Source organism: Streptomyces sp. WAC06614, from assembly GCF_003949795.1.
Lineage (GTDB): Bacteria > Actinomycetota > Actinomycetes > Streptomycetales > Streptomycetaceae > Streptomyces.
This window is the reverse complement of the sequence record NZ_RPRY01000147.1, coordinates 1-17,359: the sequence shown is the minus strand read 5'-3', so window position 1 is coordinate 17,359 and position 17,359 is coordinate 1. Positions and strand designations below refer to the sequence as shown.

Sequence of the window (17,359 nt, the reverse complement as noted above, 5' to 3'; positions counted from 1 at the left end):
CCACCCACCCCGAGAGGACCGACGTGTCCGACGACCGTGACCGGCTCGACCCGCGGGCCCGCCCCTTCGTCCGTGCCTTCTCCGCCGTCTTCCCCGACGTCGGCGGCGCCGTCACCGAGGCCGCCGAGGCCCGCCGCATCATGGCGGCCACCCCGCCGGCCGCCGACCCGCCGCCCGCCGTGGGCGCGGTGGCGGACCGTACGGTGCCCGGCCCGGCCGGGGCGCCGCCGATACCCGTACGGATCTACCTGCCGGACCCCGCCCGGTGGCCCGGCCCCCGCCCGACCGTGGTCTTCGCGCACGGCGGCGGCTTCGTCCTGTGCGACCTCGACACCCACGACCGCACCGCCCGCCACCTCTGCCGGGCCGCCGGGGCCGCCGTGGTGTCCGTGGACTACCGGCGGGCGCCCGAGCACCGCTTCCCCGCCGCCGTCGAGGACGTCCACGCCGCCCTGTGCTGGGCGGGCGCGCACCTCGACCAGCTCGGCGGCGCGCCGGACGCCCTGGTGGTGGCCGGGGACAGCGCCGGCGGCAACCTCGCGACCGCCGCGCTGCTGCTCGCGGCCGAGCGCGGCGGCCCGCCGGTCGCGCTCCAGGTGCTGGTCTACCCCTCCCTCACGGCCTCCCTCGACAGCGACTCCTACCGCCGCAACGCCACCGGCTACTACCTGACCACCGGGCACGTGCGCTGGTTCTGGGAGCAGTACCTGGGCCCCGGCGGGGGAGGGGAGCAGCCGCTCGCCTCGCCCCTGAACGCCGGACCGGAGCTCCTCGCCGGGCTGCCGCCCGCCCATGTGGTGGTCGCCGGGTGCGATCCGCTCGCCGACGACGGGCTCGCCTACGACCGGCTGCTTCAGGCCAGCGGAGTGACCTCTTCCGTGGACCTGCACCCCGGGATGTTCCACGGGTTCCTGGCCCTGCCCGAGTACCTGCCCCCGGCCCGCGACGCCCTGGACCGGATCGGCGGAGTCATCCATTCCCTGGTTACGGACGGGAAGTCTTCCGGCGAAGCAGGGGGTCGCACCGAATAATTTCCCGCTTCCCCTCTTGAGCAGGAGAGCCTCGCGCGCATACGCTGTCTTGACGTGAGGTTCTCCTGTGGAGGAAGTGACATGACGGAAACTCTTGTGGCGGGCGTTGACACTGGCGCGATAACCGCCGGTGCGCGGGTGGTGGACCACCCGGCGTGGCCCGGGCTCAAGGCCGCCGTGGAGGAGATCCGCCCCTGGCAGTCCGCGGACGGGTCCATCGACTTCGACGCGGAGGGCGCCCCGTCCCGGGCCGCCGCCCAGGCCGCGGTCGAGCGTGTCGTCGCCGGCGTCGAGGAGCTCTCCCCGCTGCTGCCGCACGCGACCGCCTACCACGCGGCGCTCGTCGCCGACCTGCGCAAGTGGGCCGCCGGCGGTTTCCAGGTGCCGGACTTCCTCGACTCCCTGATGGCGTTCCACCCGGCCGCCGAGCGCCTCGACGGGCTCCAGCACCTGGTCGTGTTCCCCATGTACACGCAGAACGGCAACCTGGACCGCAACCTGGAGGCCGTCGTCCTCAAGATGGTGTGGCCCGAGTGGCTCGCCGAGCTGGAGCGGACCCGGTACGACAACCCGCTGTTCCTCGGCATCACCTTCGAGGACTTCACCCCGGGCTACGACACCCACTCGGCCGTGCTCTTCCCCGAGACCATCGCCGTCCGCGAGGCCCCCGAGCGCTTCACCTGGGGCGGCATCTTCTGCGACCGCGAGGCCGCCCGCTACCGCAAGGTGACCGCCGCCGCCGTCGACATCCTGGGCATCGAGCTGCCCGAGGACATCGCCCGCATGGTCGAGGACCAGGAGCGCTGCGAGAAGGCCTTCGTCCTGTGGGACATGGTCCACGACCGCACCCACAGCCACGGCGACCTGCCGTTCGACCCCTTCATGATCAAGCAGCGCCAGCCGTTCTGGATGTACGGCCTGGAGGAGCTGCGCTGCGACCTCACCGCCTTCAAGGAGGCCGTGAAGCTGGAGTCGGAGGGCAACGAGCACGGCCGTGACGTGCAGTACGCCGTCCTGTTCGACCGCATGTTCCGCTTCCCGGTGTCCGGCGACCGCAACCGCAACTACGACGGTCTCGGCGGCCAGCTCCTCTTCGCGTACCTCCACCAGCACGGCGTCGTGCGCTGGACGGACAACAAGCTGAAGATCGACTGGATGCGCGCCCCGCAGGTCACCAACCAGCTCTGCGCGGAGATCGAGGACCTCTACCGGGCCGGCATCGACCGCCCGAAGCTCGTCCACTGGTTCAAGGCGTACGAGCTGGTCTCCACCTACCTCGCCCCGCACCCGGGCTCGAAGTGGGCCAAGGGTCCCGACGCCCTCGACCTGACGCAGCCGCCGCGCAAGCTCGTCGACGACGTGCTTCCCGACGAGTTTCCGCTCAGCATGTTCTACGAGGCCCTCGCCAAGAAGCTCAAGGGCGTGATCGCCTCCACCAAGGGCATCACCGCCGTGAACGCCGAGCGGGCCGCCGCGTGAGCGACCGCGCACAGGAGGCTGCCAGCATGACCGCGTCCAGCACGCACGCGTCCGGGAACACCAACGGGCCCCTGAGCGGAGCCGTCGTCGCCGTTGCCGGCGCCGGCGGCCCCGCCGGCCACGCCGCCCTGCTCCGGCTGGCCGAGGCCGGCGCCACCGTCGTGGCGGCCGACGCCGACCCCGCCCGGCTGGCCGAGGCCGTCGACGCCGCCCGCTACGCCCACGGCGGCGCCACCGTCACCGGCGACACCGTGGACCTGCTCGACCTGGCCGCCACCAAGGAGTGGGCCGACCGCACCGAGAAGGAGTTCGGCCGCATCGACGGGCTGGTCCACCTCGTGGGCGGCTGGCGCGGCAGCACGTCCTTCACCGAGACCGACCTCGGGGACTGGGACTTCCTGGAGAAGCTCCTGATCCGCACCGTGCAGCACACCTCGATCGCCTTCCACGACGCCCTCCAGCGCTCCGGCAACGGCCGCTACGTCCTGGTCAGCCAGGTCGGTGCCCACAAGCCGGTGGCCAACAACGCCGCCTACAACGCCGGCAAGGCGGCCGCCGAGGCCTGGACCCTCGCCATGGCCGACTCCTTCCGCAAGGCGGGGGGCGACGAGGGCCCGCGCGCGGCGGCTGCGATCCTGGTCATCAAGGCACTGGTGCACGACGCGATGCGCGCCGAGCGCCCCCAAGCGAAGTTCGCGGGCTTCACCGACGTCAAGGAGCTGGCCGAGGCCGTCCTCGGCGTCTGGGACCGGCCCGCCCCGGAAGTGAACGGACAGCGTCTGTGGCTCACCCCGCAACCGTAAGGACCGACGCCCGCCGCCACCACGATCCCTCGGTGCGCGGTTTCGCGAGTGACAACTACGCGGGCGTCCATCCGGAGATCCTGGCGGCCATAGCCCTCGCCAACGGCGGCCACCAGGTCTCCTACGGCGAGGACGAGTACACCGAAAACCTGCAGAAGATCATTCGCAGTCACTTCGGTCCGTACGCCGAGGCCTTCCCGGTGTTCAACGGCACCGGCGCGAACGTCACCGCCCTCCAGGCGATGACCGACCGCTGGGGCGCGGTGATCTGCGCCAGGACCGCCCACATCAACGTCGACGAGGGCGGCGCGCCGGAGCGGATGGCGGGCATCAAGCTGCTCGCCGTCCCCACCCCGGACGGCAAGCTCACCCCCGAGCTGATCGACCAGGAGGCCTGGGGCTTCGAGGACGAGCACCGGGCGATGCCGCAGGTCGTGTCGATCACCCAGAACACCGAGCTGGGCACGGTCTACACCCCGGACGAGATCCGGGCGATCTGCGAGCACGCCCACGGGCTCGGCATGAAGGTCCACCTCGACGGCGCGCGCATAGCCAACGCCGCGGCCTCCCTCGACGTGCCGATGCGCACGTTCACCAACACGGTGGGCGTCGACGTGCTGTCGTACGGCGGCACGAAGAACGGCATGCTCGCCGGCGAGGCCGTGGTGGTGCTCAACCCGGACGCCGTCCGGCAGATGAAGCACGTCCGCAAGATGTCCATGCAGCTCGCCTCGAAGATGCGGTTCGTCTCGGTGCAGCTGGAGGCCCTGCTGGCCAAGGACCTGTGGCTGCGCAACGCCCGGCACGCGAACGCGATGGCGCAGCGGCTGGCCGACGGCGTCCGCCAGGTCGACGGGGTGGAGATCCTCTACCCGGTCCAGGCCAACGCGGTGTTCGCGCGACTGCCGCACGAGGTCACCCGGCGGCTCCAGCAGCGCTACCGCTTCTACTTCTGGGACGAGGCGGCCGGCGACGTGCGCTGGATGTGCAGCTTCGACACCCAGGAGGAGGACGTCGACGGCTTCCTCCAGGCGCTCAAGGAGGAGATGGCCCGCTGAGAAGCGGAGCCGTCGGCAGAACCTGAAGACCGCGCACGCATGCTCCCGGGTCCGGGGAACGGACCCGGGAGCATGCGTGCTGTGGTGTGGAGGGGGCACCTGGGCCGCCCCCGGACCCGCTCACCGTCCGGGCCCTGCGGCACCCGGCCGGCCCGACGGAGCGGTGGGCGGCCCTTCCGTACGCGCTGTCGGCAGGGCCGCCGCGGGCAGCTCCGGCCGCCCCGCCGCGGTGGGCGCCTTCGGGGTCAGCGCCAGGTGCAGCAGCGCGCCCGCCGCCTGGAAGCCCGCGACGGCCAGGAGCAGCGCCTGCGGCGGTGCCCCGGCGGCGAGCCCCGCGAGGGCGGCCCCGGCCGACGCGGCGGTGACCTTCAGGCCCGCGCCCAGCGTGAAGACCTGGGTCCGGGCCGACGCCGGGGCGTGCTCGGAGCGGATCCGCAAGGTGGCCGTGAGCAGGGGCCCGTCGCACACCCCGGCCAGCGCGAACAGCGCCGCCGCGACCGGCACCGACGGCGCGGACGCCGCGCCCGCCAGGGCGCACCCGGTCCCGGCCATGCCCCAGCGGGCCAGCCGGCCCGGGGCCACCACGGTGATCCGGCCCAGCGTCAGCGAACCGGCGAGCGCACCCACCGCGAACGCGGTCAGCAGCACCCCGCCGCCACCCGCGCCACGCAGCCGGTCCGCCAGCAGGACCGCCGTCGTGCTCATCGCCCCGAGTCCGACGAACGCCAGCGTGGTCGAGGCGGTGATCGCCCGGAGCTCCCGGACCCGCCACAGCGCGGCCAGCCCGGCCGCCATCCCGGCCCGCAGGGTCACCGGTCCCCGGGGGCCGGCGGCGGGCCGGGCGTACGGCAGGGTCGCGGCCAGTACGGCGGCCAGCGCGGCCCCGCAGGCCAGCACCAGCACGGCCGGCCCGGCCGAGCCGAACGCCGCCAGCGCCCCGACCACGGCCGGGGCGCTCACCGCGGCCCCGTTGTACGTCGTGGCGTCCCAGGCGTAGGCCCGGTCGAGCCCCGGCCCCGCCGGGACCAGGCCCGCGACCAGGCTGGACAGACCCCCGGTCACCATCGGCCCGCAACTGCCGCCCGCCACCGCCAACGCCAGCACGAGCGGCGCCGGTACCCGGCCGATCAGCAGGGCCAGGCCGGCCATCGCGAGGGCGAAACCGGCGAGGGCGCCCACGTGGAAGAGTCGGGGCCGGCGGGTCCGGCCGGCCGCGGCGCCCGCGAGCGGGGCCGCCAGGACATGGGGGGCGAGCCAGGCCGTCAGGACGTAGGCCCCGTACGCCGCGCTGCCGGTGCGTTCCAGGGCCAGCATGAGCACCGCGATGCCCACGCCCTCCGAGGCGAAGCGCGCGGCGAGGGCCGCGCCGAGGTACCGACGTAATGCCGTCATGGGAGACGACGGTAGCGGCGCCGGCCCGTACTGCGGCTGGAGCGGGGGAACGCGCGCCTCAGGACGCGCCGGCCTCGCGCACCTGCGCCGGGGTGGGCGCTGTGCCGCCGAGGTGGGCCGGCAGCCACCAGGAGTCCTGCGGACCCTTGGGCCTGACCGGGTACGCCTTCTGCGCCGCGTCCAGCAGCTCCTGCACCCGCTCGCGCAGCCGCCGCGTGATCGCCCCGGCGTACTGGTCGGTCGGGGCCTCGATCGGCTCGCCCACCCGCATCGTCACCGGGATGTGGCTGCGCTTGAGGTCCTTGGGCCGGCCCTTGGTCCACAGCCGCTGGGTGCCCCACAGCGCCATCGGGATCAGCGGGACGCCGGCCTCCTGCGCCATGCGCGCGGCACCGGACTTGAAGCTCTTCAGCGTGAACGACTGCGAGATCGTCGCCTCCGGGAACACCCCGATGATCTCGCCGTTGCGCAGCGCGGTCAGGGCCTGCTGGTAGGCCGCCTCGCCCTGCTCGCGGTCCACCGGGATGTGCTTCATCGCGCGCATCAGCGGGCCGGACACCTTGTGCCGGAACACCGACTCCTTCGCCATGAAGCGCACCAGGCGCTTGGACGGGCGGGCGGTCAGACCGGTGAAGATGAAGTCGAGATAGCCGATGTGGTTCGAGACCAGCACGGCACCGCCCTCGCGCGGGATGTTCTCGGTGCCCTTCATGTCGATGCGGATGTCCAGCGCCCGGAACAGGGTGTGGGCCGCAGCGATGACGGGGGGATAGACGAGCTCAGCCATGGAGGGGGAGACCCCGCTTTCTGCCTCGGGAGCTACTCCCGGCCGGAAGTTACGCCAACGTAGGTAACGTGGCCATGGGGATCGTGCCCCAAACGCGAGCCGCTGGCCAGTTCAGACGCCCGTGCCCGAGGAGATTCTCGTCACGCCGGGAATGCGGACCGTCGCAGGGGCGCTGCGATCATCGTACGAGCATGCGGGCACGGTGGACACGAGGGACAGGAGCGCAGGTGCCGGGACGGGACGGAGCGCGGACGCCGGTGCGGCTGGGTGCGGCGGAGCTGGGCGCCGCGCTCGGGGACCGGGCGACCCTCGTCCAGTTCTCCAGCGCCTTCTGCCAGCCTTGTCGGGCCACCCGCCGGATCCTCGCCGAGGTCAGCGCCATGGTGGGCGGTGTCGCGCACGTCGAGATCGACGCCGAGCAGCACCTGGACCTGGTCCGGGCGCTCGGCATCGAGAAGACCCCGACCGTCCTCGTCCTGGACGCGGCAGGCACCGTCGTACGGCGGGCGGCCGGGCTGCCCCGGAAGGCGGACGTCATCGGGGCGCTGGGCGCGGCGGTATGAACGCGCCGGACCTCGCGCCGCCGCTCGCGCCGGTGCGTGCGACCGCGGCGGGCGTGACGCGCCTGACATCTGTCCGTACCCGCTTGACTGCGCGGCGCACCGATCGACAGGCTGGCCAGCGGACATCGCACCGGAAGGAAACCAGCACCTCATGACGGCCCCCTCGGCTCCCACGGTGCCCCCGGCCCCTGCCGCGGCCGGCTCCCCCGAGCTGCTGCGCTCCGTCTTCCGCCAGCACGCGGCCGGGGTCGCGGTGATCACGGCCCTGGACGGCGGACGTCCGGTCGGCTTCACCGCCACCTCCCTCAACTCGGTCTCCGCCGACCCGCCGTTGCTCTCGTTCTCCATCAGCACCGGTTCCTCCAGCTGGCCGGCGATCGGGCACTCCGAGCACGTCGGCGTCCACATACTCGCCGAGCAGCAGCGGGACCTGGCCGGGCTGTTCGCGCGCAGCGGCGCGGACCGGTTCGGCGAGGGGACCGGATGGCGGCCGGGGCCCGAAGGGGTCCCGGTGCTGGACGGGGTGCTGGCGTGGCTGGTGTGCCGGGTGGTGGCCCGGGTGCCCGCCGGGCAGCACCGGGTGGTCATCGCCGAGGCGGTGGCGGGTCACTCGCTGGGGGAGGTCCGGGCGGACGGCCGGCCCCTGCTGTACCACCAGGGTCGCTTCAACGCGTTGCGCGACTGAATCGTCCCTGCTGGGGCGGGTTCGGGCGGCGTTGGCAAGGTCACAGCCCACCGGCCTTGCCTCCGGGTGGGACGCACGCTGTACTGACGAGTAACATTTGGTTCTGAGCGCGGGCCGCCCCGACCGGGAACCGCCCAGTAAGGCGCCTATGCTGCCTCCGTAGAGAAGCAGCACCAGAAAAGACGATGCAGTAGGAGAGCCGGCGTGAGCTTGAGGATCGTTGTCTGTGTGAAGTACGTGCCCGACGCCACCGGCGACCGGCACTTCGCCGATGACCTGACCGTCGACCGCGACGACGTCGACGGCCTGCTGTCGGAGCTCGACGAGTACGCCGTCGAGCAGGCGCTCCAGATCTCCGAGAACTCGGACGACGACGTGGAGATCACCGTCCTGACCGTCGGTCCCGAGGACGCCAAGGACGCGCTGCGCAAGGCGCTGTCGATGGGCGCCGACAAGGCCGTCCACGTCGAGGACGACGACCTGCACGGCACCGACGTCATGGGCACCTCGCTGGTGCTGGCCAAGGCCATCGAGAAGGCCGGCTACGACCTGGTCGTCACCGGCATGGCCTCCACCGACGGCACCATGGGCGTGCTCCCGGCCCTGCTGGCCGAGCGCCTGGGCGTCCCGCAGGTCACCCTGCTCTCCGAGGTCTCGGTCGAGGACGGCACCGTCACCGGCCGCCGCGACGGCGACACCGCCAGCGAGCAGCTCCAGGCCTCCCTCCCGGCGGTCGTCTCCGTGACCGACCAGTCCGGCGAGGCCCGCTACCCGTCCTTCAAGGGCATCATGGCCGCCAAGAAGAAGCCGGTGGAGTCCTGGGACCTGTCCGACCTCGACATCGAGGCGGAGGAGGTCGGCCTGGAGGGTGCCTGGACCGCCGTGGACTCCGCCGCGCCGCGCCCGGCCCGCACCGCCGGCACGATCGTCAAGGACGAGGGCGAGGGCGGCAAGCAGCTGGCCGAGTTCCTGGCCGGTCAGAAGTTCATCTAGGACTTCGGTCACCCCACCGCCCCCTCACCCTTCGTAACAGCAGGAGAGCAGTCCCATGGCTGAAGTTCTCGTCTACGTCGACCACGTGGACGGCGCCGTCCGCAAGCCCACCCTTGAGCTGCTGACGCTGGCCCGCCGCATCGGCGAGCCCGTCGCCGTCGCCCTGGGCGCCGGTGCCGCCGACACCGCCGCCGTGCTCGCCGAGCACGGCGCGGTCAAGGTCCTCACCGCCGACGCCCCCGAGTTCGCCGACTACCTCGTCGTCCCGAAGGTGGACGCGCTCCAGGCCGCGTACGACGCCGTGTCCCCGGCCGCCGTGCTCGTCCCGTCCTCCGCCGAGGGCAAGGAGATCGCCGCCCGTCTCGCCGTCCGCATCGGCTCCGGCATCATCACCGACGCCGTGGACCTGGAGGCGGGTGACGAGGGCCCGGTCGCGACGCAGTCCGTCTTCGCCGCGTCCTTCTCCACCAAGTCCCGCGTGGCCAAGGGCACCCCGGTCATCACCGTCAAGCCCAACTCCGCCCCGGTCGAGGCCGCCCCGGCCGCGGGTGCCGTCGAGGCCCTCGCCGTCACCTTCGGCGCCCTCGCCACCGGCACCAAGGTCGTCTCCCGCACCCCGCGCGAGTCGACCGGCCGTCCCGAGCTGACCGAGGCCGCGATCGTGGTCTCCGGCGGCCGCGGCGTCAACGGCGCCGAGAACTTCGGCATCATCGAGGCCCTCGCCGACTCGCTCGGTGCCGCCGTCGGCGCCTCCCGCGCCGCCGTCGACGCCGGCTGGTACCCGCACTCCAACCAGGTCGGCCAGACCGGCAAGTCCGTCTCCCCGCAGCTGTACATCGCCTCCGGCATCTCCGGCGCGATCCAGCACCGGGCCGGCATGCAGACCTCGAAGACCATCGTGGCCATCAACAAGGACTCCGAGGCCCCGATCTTCGACCTGGTCGACTACGGCGTGGTCGGCGACCTCTTCCAGGTCGTCCCGCAGCTGACCGACGAGATCAAGGCGCGCAAGGGCTGACGTTCTCCAGGCGGTCGGGCTCGCTCGCCTGACCTGCGCCGATGCAGTGGCCCGGGGCTGCGTGGTGACACTCACCACGCGGCCCCGCGCCGTTTCCTGCAACCATTGACGGAAGGAAAGGCCCTGACTAAATTCTGCTATGCGGATCAGTGCTTCCGTGAAGCGGAAAAGAGGAGAGTGCAGGATGGGTCAGCAGGAGAAGGTCGCGACGAGCCTCGCGGGCGCGGTCAGCGAGGAGATCAGCGCCTCCCTGAAGCCGGTGGACGCGGAGCTCGCACGCCGCTACCCGGGCGACCCCGGCACGCGCCAGCCGATCCACACCGTCTACGTCCCCGGCGACGTGTTCACCGGAGAAACGATTCGCTCCTGGGGTGACCAGGCGCTGGCCGCACTCGACGAGCACGCCCCCGACGCCGCCACCTTCGGCAAGGTCCTCGGCATCTCCGACGCACTCGCCGGCACCGTCTACGAGCGGGTGCGCGCCAAGCTGGCCACCGAGCCGATCGAGGACCTGCGCATCGACTTCGAGGACGGCTTCGGCGTCCGCTCCGACGAGGAGGAGGACCAGGCCGCCGCCCGCGCCGCCCGGCTCGTCTCCGAGGCCTTCTCCAACGGCACCCACGCGCCCTACATGGGCATCCGCATGAAGTGCATGGAGTCCAACGTCCGCGACCGCGGCCTGCGCACCACCGACATCTTCCTCTCCGGCCTGCTCGCCCACGGAGGCCTGCCCGAGGGCCTGGTCCTCACCCTGCCCAAGGTCACGTACGCCGAGCAGGTGTCCGCCTTCGTCCGGCTGCTGGAGGCCTTCGAGACCGCCCGCGGCCTGCGCCCCGGCCGGATCGGCTTCGAGATCCAGATCGAGACCAGCCAGTCCATCCTCGCCGCCGACGGCACGGCCACGGTCGCCCGCATGATCGACGCCGCCAAGGGCCGCGCCACCGGCCTGCACTACGGCACCTTCGACTACAGCGCCTGCGTCGGCGTCTCCGCCGCCTACCAGGCCAGCGACCACCCGGCCGCCGACCACGCCAAGGCCGTCATGCAGGTCGCTGCCGCCGGCACCGGCGTACGCGTCTCCGACGGCTCGACCAACGTCCTGCCCGTCGGCACCACCGAGAAGGTCCACGAGGCCTGGAAGCTGCACTACGGCCTCACTCGCCGCGCCCTGGCCCGCGCCTACTACCAGGGCTGGGACATGCACCCGGGCCACCTCCCGACCCGCTACGCCGCCGTCTTCACCTTCTACCGCGAGGGCCTGGAGGCCGCCGCCGCACGCCTGAAGGCCTACGTCGCCAAGATCGAGGGCGACGTCATGGACGAGCCGGCCACCGCCAAGGCCCTGGCGGGCTACCTGGTGCGCGGCCTGGACTGCGGCGCCGTCGGCGCCGACGAGGTCACCGCCCTGACCGGCCTGACCCGCGCCGAACTCGACGCCTTCGCCATCCCCCGCCGCTCGGCCACCCTGACGGCGACCGCGTAGCCCGCACCGACCGCGCACGGCCGGCCGCCGCGGGGCACGAGCCCGGCGACGGCCGGCCGTGCGCGGTGTGCCGCCGCTCAGGCACCCGGCGGGGACTCCCCCGAGCCGCGGGGGATCAGGCGGGTGGGCAGTTCCGTGCGGGTCGGCGGTGGGGCGGCGCCGGTGAGGCGCTGGAAGAGGCGGTCCGTGGCCACCCTGCCCAGCGCCGCCGCGTCCTGGGCGACCACCGTGACCCCCGGGCGCAGCAGGTCGGCCAGCTCGAAGTCGTCGAAACCGACCAGGGCCACCGGGTGGGTCAGCGCCGCCAGCACCCGCACCACCGTGACCGTCACCCGGTTGTTCCCGGCGAAGAGGGCCGTGACCGGCTCCGGGCCCGCCAGCATGGCGGTGGCCGCCGCGGTGACCCGCTCCGGAGCCGTGGAACCCAGGGACACCCACCCATCAGCCACCGGAAGACCGGCCTCCGCCATGGCGGCACGGTAGCCGCGCAGCCGTTCCGTGGCCGTGTGGATCCGCGGATGGTCGCCGATGAACCCGATCCGGCGGTGGCCGTGGGTGATCAGATGGGCCACGCCGTCGCGGGCGCCGCCGAAACTGTCCGAGAGCACGACGTCCGCGTCGATCCGGCCCGCCGGCCGGTCCACGAACACCGTCGCCACCCCGGCCCGGATCTCCGGCTCCAGATAACGGTGGTCGTCCCCGGCCGGGATCACGATCAGCCCGTCCACCCGCCGCGCGCACAGCGCCAGCACCAACTCCCGTTCCCGGTCCGGGTCCTCGGCGCTGGAACCGTTGATGAGCAGCGCGCCGTGCGCCCGCGCCACCTCCTCCACGGCCCGGCTCAGCGGCCCGTAGAACGGGTCGGCGAGGTCCTCCAGGACCAGCCCGATGCTCGCGGTGCGCCCCTTGCGCAGCACCCGGGCGCTGTCGTTGCGGCGGAAGCCCAGCGCGTCGATGGCCTCCTGCACCCGCCGCCCGGTCTCCGGGGTGACCCCCGGCTCGCCGTTGACGACCCGGGAGACGGTCTTCAGGCCCACCCCGGCGCGGGCCGCCACGTCCTTCATCGTCGGCCGCAGACCGTAACGGGGCTCGGACGGGCGGCGGGAGTACGACACGGTACGGAGACCTCCGGTCGGTCGGGTCGCGATGGTGATGTTGAGCATAAGCACCTCGGCCGATAAGCGGGTTTCCGTGGCAGGGTGGGGCGGGCAGGCCACAGGGGGCTTCGGACGCGGCAAGGGGAGAGGGATCATCGTGATTGTCTGGATCAACGGCGCATTCAGTGCCGGGAAGACCAGCACGGCCCGCGAGCTGACCGGACTCCTGCCGGAGGCCACCCTGTACGACCCCGAGCTCGTCGGCGGGGCCCTGCGGCGGCTGCTGCCGCGCGAACGGCTCGACCAGGTGTCGGACTACCAGGACCTGCCGAGCTGGCGCCGGTTGGTGGTGGACACGGCCGCCGCCCTGCTGGCGGAGGTCGGCGGCACCCTGGTGGTGCCGATGACCCTGCTGCGGCAGGAGTACCGCGACGAGATCTTCGGCGCGCTCGCGGCCCGCCGGATCCCGGTCCGGCACATCGTGCTCGACCCTGGGGAAACGATCCTGCGGGAGCGGATCGCCCACCGCGTCGAGCCGGGCCTCACCGAGGCCGAGAACGAGGTCCGGGTCCGGCAGTGGTCGTACGACCACCTCCCGGTCTACGCCGCCGCCCTCGCGGGCTGGCTCGGCCAGGACGCCCTGGCGGTGGACAACGGCCGCCTGACCCCTCGTGAGACCGCCGAACGGGTGGCCGAGGCCCTCCGCGCCGGCACGGCCGGCCTGTGCGACATCGTCCAGACCCCCGAACCCACCCGGGAGACCGTCGCGGCCGGGGTGCTCCTCTTCGACGAGGAGGACCGCGTCCTGCTCGTGGACCCCACGTACAAGCCGGGCTGGGAGTTCCCCGGCGGAGTGGTGGAGTCCGGCGAGGCCCCCGCGCAGGCCGGCATGCGCGAGGTCGCCGAGGAACTCGGCGTGGTCCTCGACCGGGTGCCCCGGCTGCTGCTGGTCGACTGGGAGCCGCCGTGCCCGCCCGGCTTCGGCGGGCTGCGGCTGCTGTTCGACGGCGGCCGCCTCTCCGGCCCGGCCCGCGCCGGGCTGCGGCTGCCCGGGCCCGAGCTGCGGGCCTGGCGCTTCGCCAGCGAGCCGGAGGCGGCCGACATGCTCCCCCCGAACCGCTTCGCCCGCCTGCGCTGGGCCCTGCGCGCCCGCGAACGCGCCACCGTCCTCAACCTGGAGGCGGGCACCCCGGTCGGCTGACCCGCCGGGCCCCGCCCGCCGGCCGCGGGCATGGCCTCCTTCCCCGCCGGGCGCGGCGGGGTCCGGCTGGCCCGCCCGGCCGGCGGGCCGCCGCCCGGCCTCGGCGGCCGCTACGCCGGGTCGGCCCGCAACGCCGCGCCGTCGGCGGCCGCCCGGAGGACCGCCGCCGTGTCGCGGACCAGCGGGTCACCATGACCGAAACAGGCCACCTCCGGCTCCAGGGCGGCCAGCCGCCGGAACGACGCGACGGCCGCGGCCCGGTCGACGTTGAAGACGCCCAGCATCACCTGGCCGACCCCCGCCACGCAGTCGCCCGTGAACAGCACCCCGTGGCCCGGCAGATGGACGCCGATGCTGCCGTCGGTGTGACCGGGACAGTGGACGACGCGGGCGCCGCCCCCGAAGTCCAGGACGTCCCCGTCCTCCAGCTCACGGTCGACCCGGGTCGGCGGCGCCACCGGGGCCGTCAGCCCGTGCGCGTAGAGCGGTATCTCCCAGTCCAGCAGGACCGGTTCGGGCACCGGCCGGTCCCCGCGGACCACCGGCGCGTCCAGCCGGTGCGCCAGCACCTCGGCGCCCCAACGCGCCGCCAGCTCCCCGGCCGCCCCGACGTGGTCGCGGTGGCAGTGCGTCAGCACGATCCGCTCCAGCCGGCCGGGATCCAGCCCGAGCGAACGGACCGCCCCCTCGATCTCCGGCGCCGCACCGGCGTTGCCCGCGTCGATCAGCGTCAGCGCGGACCTGGCCGGGTCGTCACCGTCGCACCACAGGTACGCCTGACCGATCGGGAAGCGGAGCATGTGCAGCCGCCGCGGAATGACTTCGACAAGATCCATGGGGCGACCGTAGGACGCGCGGACCCCGCAGGCCGCCCGGATTCACCGTGAGCGGAGTACGCCCAGGGCGCACTGCGCCCTGGGCGTACACACCACCACCCGCGGCGGTGTCAGACCTGCTTCGAACGGGCGTAGTTGACCAGGAACAGCGCCTCCACCACGGACAGCCGCTCCAGCTCGTCCGGGGACACGCTCTCGTTCACCGCGTGGATCTGCGCCTCCGGCTCGCTCAGCCCGATCAGCAGCATCTCCGCCTCCGGGTAGAGCGAGGTCAGCGCGTTGCACAGCGGGATCGACCCGCCCATGCCGCTGATCTGCATCTGCTGACCGGGGTAGCCGACCTCCATCGCCGCCGCCATCGACGCGTACGCCGGGCTGCTGGTGTCCGCCTGGAACGGCTGCCCCTGCCCGACGACCTCCAGCTCCAGCCGCGCCTTCCACGGCGTGTGCGCCCGCAGGTGCGCCTCCAGCAGCTTGATCGCCTCCTGCACGTCCGCGCCCGGCGGGATCCGCAGGCTGATCAGCGCACCCGCACTCGCGTGCACCGACGGGGTGGCACCGATGACCGGCGGGCAGTCGATGCCGAGCACCGTCACCGCCGGACGCGCCCACAGCCGGTCCGCCACCGTGCCGTCACCGATCAGCTCGACACCGTCCAGCACCTTGGCGTCCGCCCGGAAGTCCTCCTCCGGGTACTGCAGGCCCTCCCAGACCCCGTCCGCGGCGAGCCCGTCCACCGTGGTCGAACCGTCCTCGGCACGCAGCGAGTCCAGCACCTTGATCAGCGCGGCCAGCGCGTCCGGGGCCGCCCCGCCGAACATGCCCGAGTGCAGGTTGCCCGCCAGCGTGTCGATGCGCACCTTCAGCAGCGTCATGCCGCGCAGGGTCGCGGTCACCGTCGGCAGGCCCGTACGGAAGTTCCCCGCGTCACCGATGACGATGGCGTCGGCGGTCAACAGCTCCGGGTGCGCCTCGGCGTACTGCTGGAGGCCGCCGGTGCCCTGCTCCTCGGAACCCTCGACGATCACCTTCACCGCGACCGGCACCCCGCCGTCGGCCTTCAGCGCGCGCAGCGCCAGCAGGTGCATGATGAACCCGCCCTTGCAGTCGGCCGCCCCGCGCCCGTACCAGCGGCCGTCGCGCTCGGTCAGCTCGAACGGCGGCGAGACCCAGGCCGCCTCGTCCAGCGGCGGCTGGACGTCGTAGTGCGCGTACAGCAGGACGGTCGGCGCGCCCTCGGGGCCGGGCAGGTAGCCGTAGACCGACTGCGTGCCGTCCGGGGTGTCGAGCAGGGCGACGTCCTGGAATCCCTCGGCGCGCAGCGCACCCGCCACCCACGCGGCGGCCTTCTCGCTCTCGCTGCGCGGGAACTGGGCCCAGTCCGCCACCGACTGGAAGGCCACCAGCTCGGCGAGCTCCTGCTGGGCGCGGGGCATCAGCGAGGCGACGGTCTCGGCGATCGGATGCGACGACATGGGCACGCTCCTCTTGGGTGCGACGTTGTTCTACGTGAGCCGGGTACGGCGGACGACAGCACCGATCCTCGCACAGCGGGTCGGGGCGGACGCGGGCCGTAGGATTTGCCCGGCATCGGAGCGATCAGGGGAAACGGGAGCAGCAGCACATCGTGAGCAGCGACGACGTACGCGATACGGACCAGCAGGGCGCGGCCGAGGAGCCGGCGGGCACGCAGGGGGAGAGCGGCGAACAGGCCACGGTCTGGGACGTGGTCGTGGTCGGTGCGGGGCCGGCCGGCGCCTCGGCCGCGTACGCGGCGGCAGCGGCCGGCCGCCGGGTCCTGCTGCTGGAGAAGGCCGAGCTGCCCCGCTACAAGACCTGTGGCGGCGGCATCATCGGGCCCTCGCGCGACGCCCTGCCGCCCGGCTTCGTACTGCCGTTCAAGGACCGGATCCACGCCGTCACCTTCTCGATGAACGGGAAGCTGGCCCGCACCCGGCGCTCGAAGGGCATGCTCTTCGGGCTCATCGACCGGCCCGAGTTCGACGCCGCGCTGGTCGCCTCCGCGGAGAAGGCCGGCGCCGTGGTGCGCACGGGCACGGCGGTCGCGCGGGTGGAGCAGCACGGGACGGCCGTGCCCGACCGGCGCACGGTGGCGGTCGTCCTCGCCGACGGCGAGGTGGTCCTGGCCCGCGCCGTGGTGGGCGCGGACGGCAGCGCGAGCCGGATCGGCGCCCATGTGGGTGTGGAGATGGACCAGGTGGACCTGGGCCTGGAGGCGGAGATCCCGGTTCCGGACACGGTCGCCGAGGACTGGAAGGGCCGGGTGCTCATCGACTGGGGCCCGCTGCCCGGCAGTTACGGCTGGGTCTTCCCCAAGGGCAACACGCTGACCGTCGGTGTCATCTCCGCCAAGGGGGAGGGCGCGGCCACCAAGCGCTACCTGGAGGACTTCATCGCCCGGTTGGGCCTGGCCGGGTTCGAGCCGGCGCTCTCCTCCGGGCACCTGACGCGCTGCCGCACGCCGGACTCGCCGCTCTCGCGCGGGCGGGTGCTGGTCGCCGGGGACGCGGCCGGGCTGCTGGAGCCCTGGACCCGGGAGGGCATCTCGTTCGCGCTGCGGTCGGGGCGGCTGGCGGGGGAGTGGGCCGTGCGGATCGCCGAGGCCCAGGACGCGGTGGACGCCCGGCGCCAGGCGCTGAACTACGCCTTCGCGGTCAAGGCCAACCTGGGCGTCGAGATGGCGGTGGGCAAGCGCCTGCTGACCGTCTTCGAGTCCCACCCCGGCGTGCTGCACGCGGCGCTCACCGGCTTCCGTCCGGCGTGGCGCGCCTTCACCCGGATGACCCGTGGCTCCAGCACCCTGGCCGAGATGGTCCGCACCTATCCGCTGGTCCGCAAGGTCCTGCACGTCCTGGACGCACGGGACCGGCGCGAGGCGGCCCGGGGGCAGGGCGGGCGGTAGGGCCGGCGGT

16 protein-coding genes are annotated in these 17,359 nt (G+C 73.4%); 11 read left to right on the top strand and 5 right to left on the bottom strand.

All coding sequences use genetic code 11. The features are described 5' to 3' along the window. The 4 genes from EF918_RS20270 to EF918_RS20255 form a co-directional block, all read left to right on the top strand. On the top strand, positions 1-1,031 hold a 1,031-nt coding region (locus EF918_RS20270; protein WP_312847845.1), incomplete at its 5' end, for an alpha/beta hydrolase. Between the two features lie 81 nt (positions 1,032-1,112). Next, positions 1,113-2,510, top strand: coding sequence for a DUF6421 family protein (locus tag EF918_RS20265; protein ID WP_125648377.1), 1,398 nt, complete (start codon positions 1,113-1,115; stop codon positions 2,508-2,510). A gap of 26 nt (positions 2,511-2,536) precedes the next feature. After that, positions 2,537-3,313 (top strand): SDR family NAD(P)-dependent oxidoreductase, encoded by a 777-nt coding sequence (locus tag EF918_RS20260; RefSeq protein ID WP_125648374.1) that lies wholly within the window; start codon positions 2,537-2,539, stop codon positions 3,311-3,313. Then, a complete protein-coding gene (locus EF918_RS20255; RefSeq protein ID WP_125648371.1) occupies positions 3,292-4,371 on the top strand; it encodes a low specificity L-threonine aldolase in 1,080 nt (359 codons plus the stop codon). Before EF918_RS20260 ends, EF918_RS20255 begins: the two co-directional genes overlap by 22 nt. A gap of 120 nt (positions 4,372-4,491) precedes the next feature. Here EF918_RS20255 and EF918_RS20250 read toward each other — a convergent pair whose 3' ends face one another. Further along, complete coding sequence (locus EF918_RS20250) at positions 4,492-5,763, bottom strand: MFS transporter (RefSeq protein WP_125648368.1); 1,272 nt, start codon at positions 5,761-5,763, stop codon at positions 4,492-4,494. Positions 5,764-5,821: 58 nt separating this feature from the next. After that, positions 5,822-6,550: a 1-acyl-sn-glycerol-3-phosphate acyltransferase gene (locus tag EF918_RS20245; protein WP_125648365.1), complete on the bottom strand. Its 729-nt coding sequence runs from the start codon at positions 6,548-6,550 to the stop codon at positions 5,822-5,824. A gap of 191 nt (positions 6,551-6,741) precedes the next feature. Here EF918_RS20245 and EF918_RS20240 point away from each other — a divergent pair, with 191 nt between their 5' ends. The 5 genes from EF918_RS20240 to EF918_RS20220 all read left to right on the top strand — a co-directional run bounded on the left by EF918_RS20240 (position 6,742) and on the right by EF918_RS20220 (position 11,292). After that, on the top strand, positions 6,742-7,113 hold the full coding sequence (locus EF918_RS20240) for a thioredoxin family protein (RefSeq protein WP_125648362.1): 372 nt from the start codon (positions 6,742-6,744) through the stop codon (positions 7,111-7,113). A gap of 151 nt (positions 7,114-7,264) precedes the next feature. Beyond that, positions 7,265-7,798: a flavin reductase family protein gene (locus tag EF918_RS20235; RefSeq protein ID WP_125648359.1), complete on the top strand. Its 534-nt coding sequence runs from the start codon at positions 7,265-7,267 to the stop codon at positions 7,796-7,798. Between the two features lie 204 nt (positions 7,799-8,002). After that, on the top strand, positions 8,003-8,791 hold the full coding sequence (locus EF918_RS20230) for an electron transfer flavoprotein subunit beta/FixA family protein (protein ID WP_125648356.1): 789 nt from the start codon (positions 8,003-8,005) through the stop codon (positions 8,789-8,791). Positions 8,792-8,846: 55 nt separating this feature from the next. Continuing rightward, positions 8,847-9,809, top strand: coding sequence for an electron transfer flavoprotein subunit alpha/FixB family protein (locus EF918_RS20225; protein WP_125648353.1), 963 nt, complete (start codon positions 8,847-8,849; stop codon positions 9,807-9,809). Positions 9,810-9,993: 184 nt separating this feature from the next. After that, on the top strand, positions 9,994-11,292 hold the full coding sequence (locus EF918_RS20220) for an aldolase/citrate lyase family protein (RefSeq protein WP_125648350.1): 1,299 nt from the start codon (positions 9,994-9,996) through the stop codon (positions 11,290-11,292). Between the two features lie 77 nt (positions 11,293-11,369). Here EF918_RS20220 and EF918_RS20215 read toward each other — a convergent pair whose 3' ends face one another. Then, positions 11,370-12,356 (bottom strand): LacI family DNA-binding transcriptional regulator, encoded by a 987-nt coding sequence (locus tag EF918_RS20215; protein ID WP_260610413.1) that lies wholly within the window; start codon positions 12,354-12,356, stop codon positions 11,370-11,372. Between the two features lie 190 nt (positions 12,357-12,546). Between EF918_RS20215 and EF918_RS20210 the strand changes: the two genes are divergently transcribed. Continuing rightward, positions 12,547-13,590: an NUDIX hydrolase gene (locus tag EF918_RS20210; protein WP_125648344.1), complete on the top strand. Its 1,044-nt coding sequence runs from the start codon at positions 12,547-12,549 to the stop codon at positions 13,588-13,590. Positions 13,591-13,700: 110 nt separating this feature from the next. On the opposite strand, the gene EF918_RS20200 is transcribed toward EF918_RS20210, so the two are convergent. After that, positions 13,701-14,426, bottom strand: coding sequence for an MBL fold metallo-hydrolase (locus EF918_RS20200; protein ID WP_125648337.1), 726 nt, complete (start codon positions 14,424-14,426; stop codon positions 13,701-13,703). Between the two features lie 110 nt (positions 14,427-14,536). After that, entirely contained in the window at positions 14,537-15,901 is a 1,365-nt protein-coding gene (locus EF918_RS20195) for a dipeptidase (RefSeq protein ID WP_125648333.1), read from the bottom strand. Between the two features lie 251 nt (positions 15,902-16,152). On the opposite strand from EF918_RS20195, the gene EF918_RS20190 reads away from it, so the two are divergent. Next, the gene (locus tag EF918_RS20190) at positions 16,153-17,349 is read left to right on the top strand and encodes a geranylgeranyl reductase family protein (protein ID WP_260610412.1); all 1,197 of its coding nucleotides are present in this window, start codon (positions 16,153-16,155) and stop codon (positions 17,347-17,349) included. The last annotated feature ends 10 nt before the right edge of the window (positions 17,350-17,359 follow it).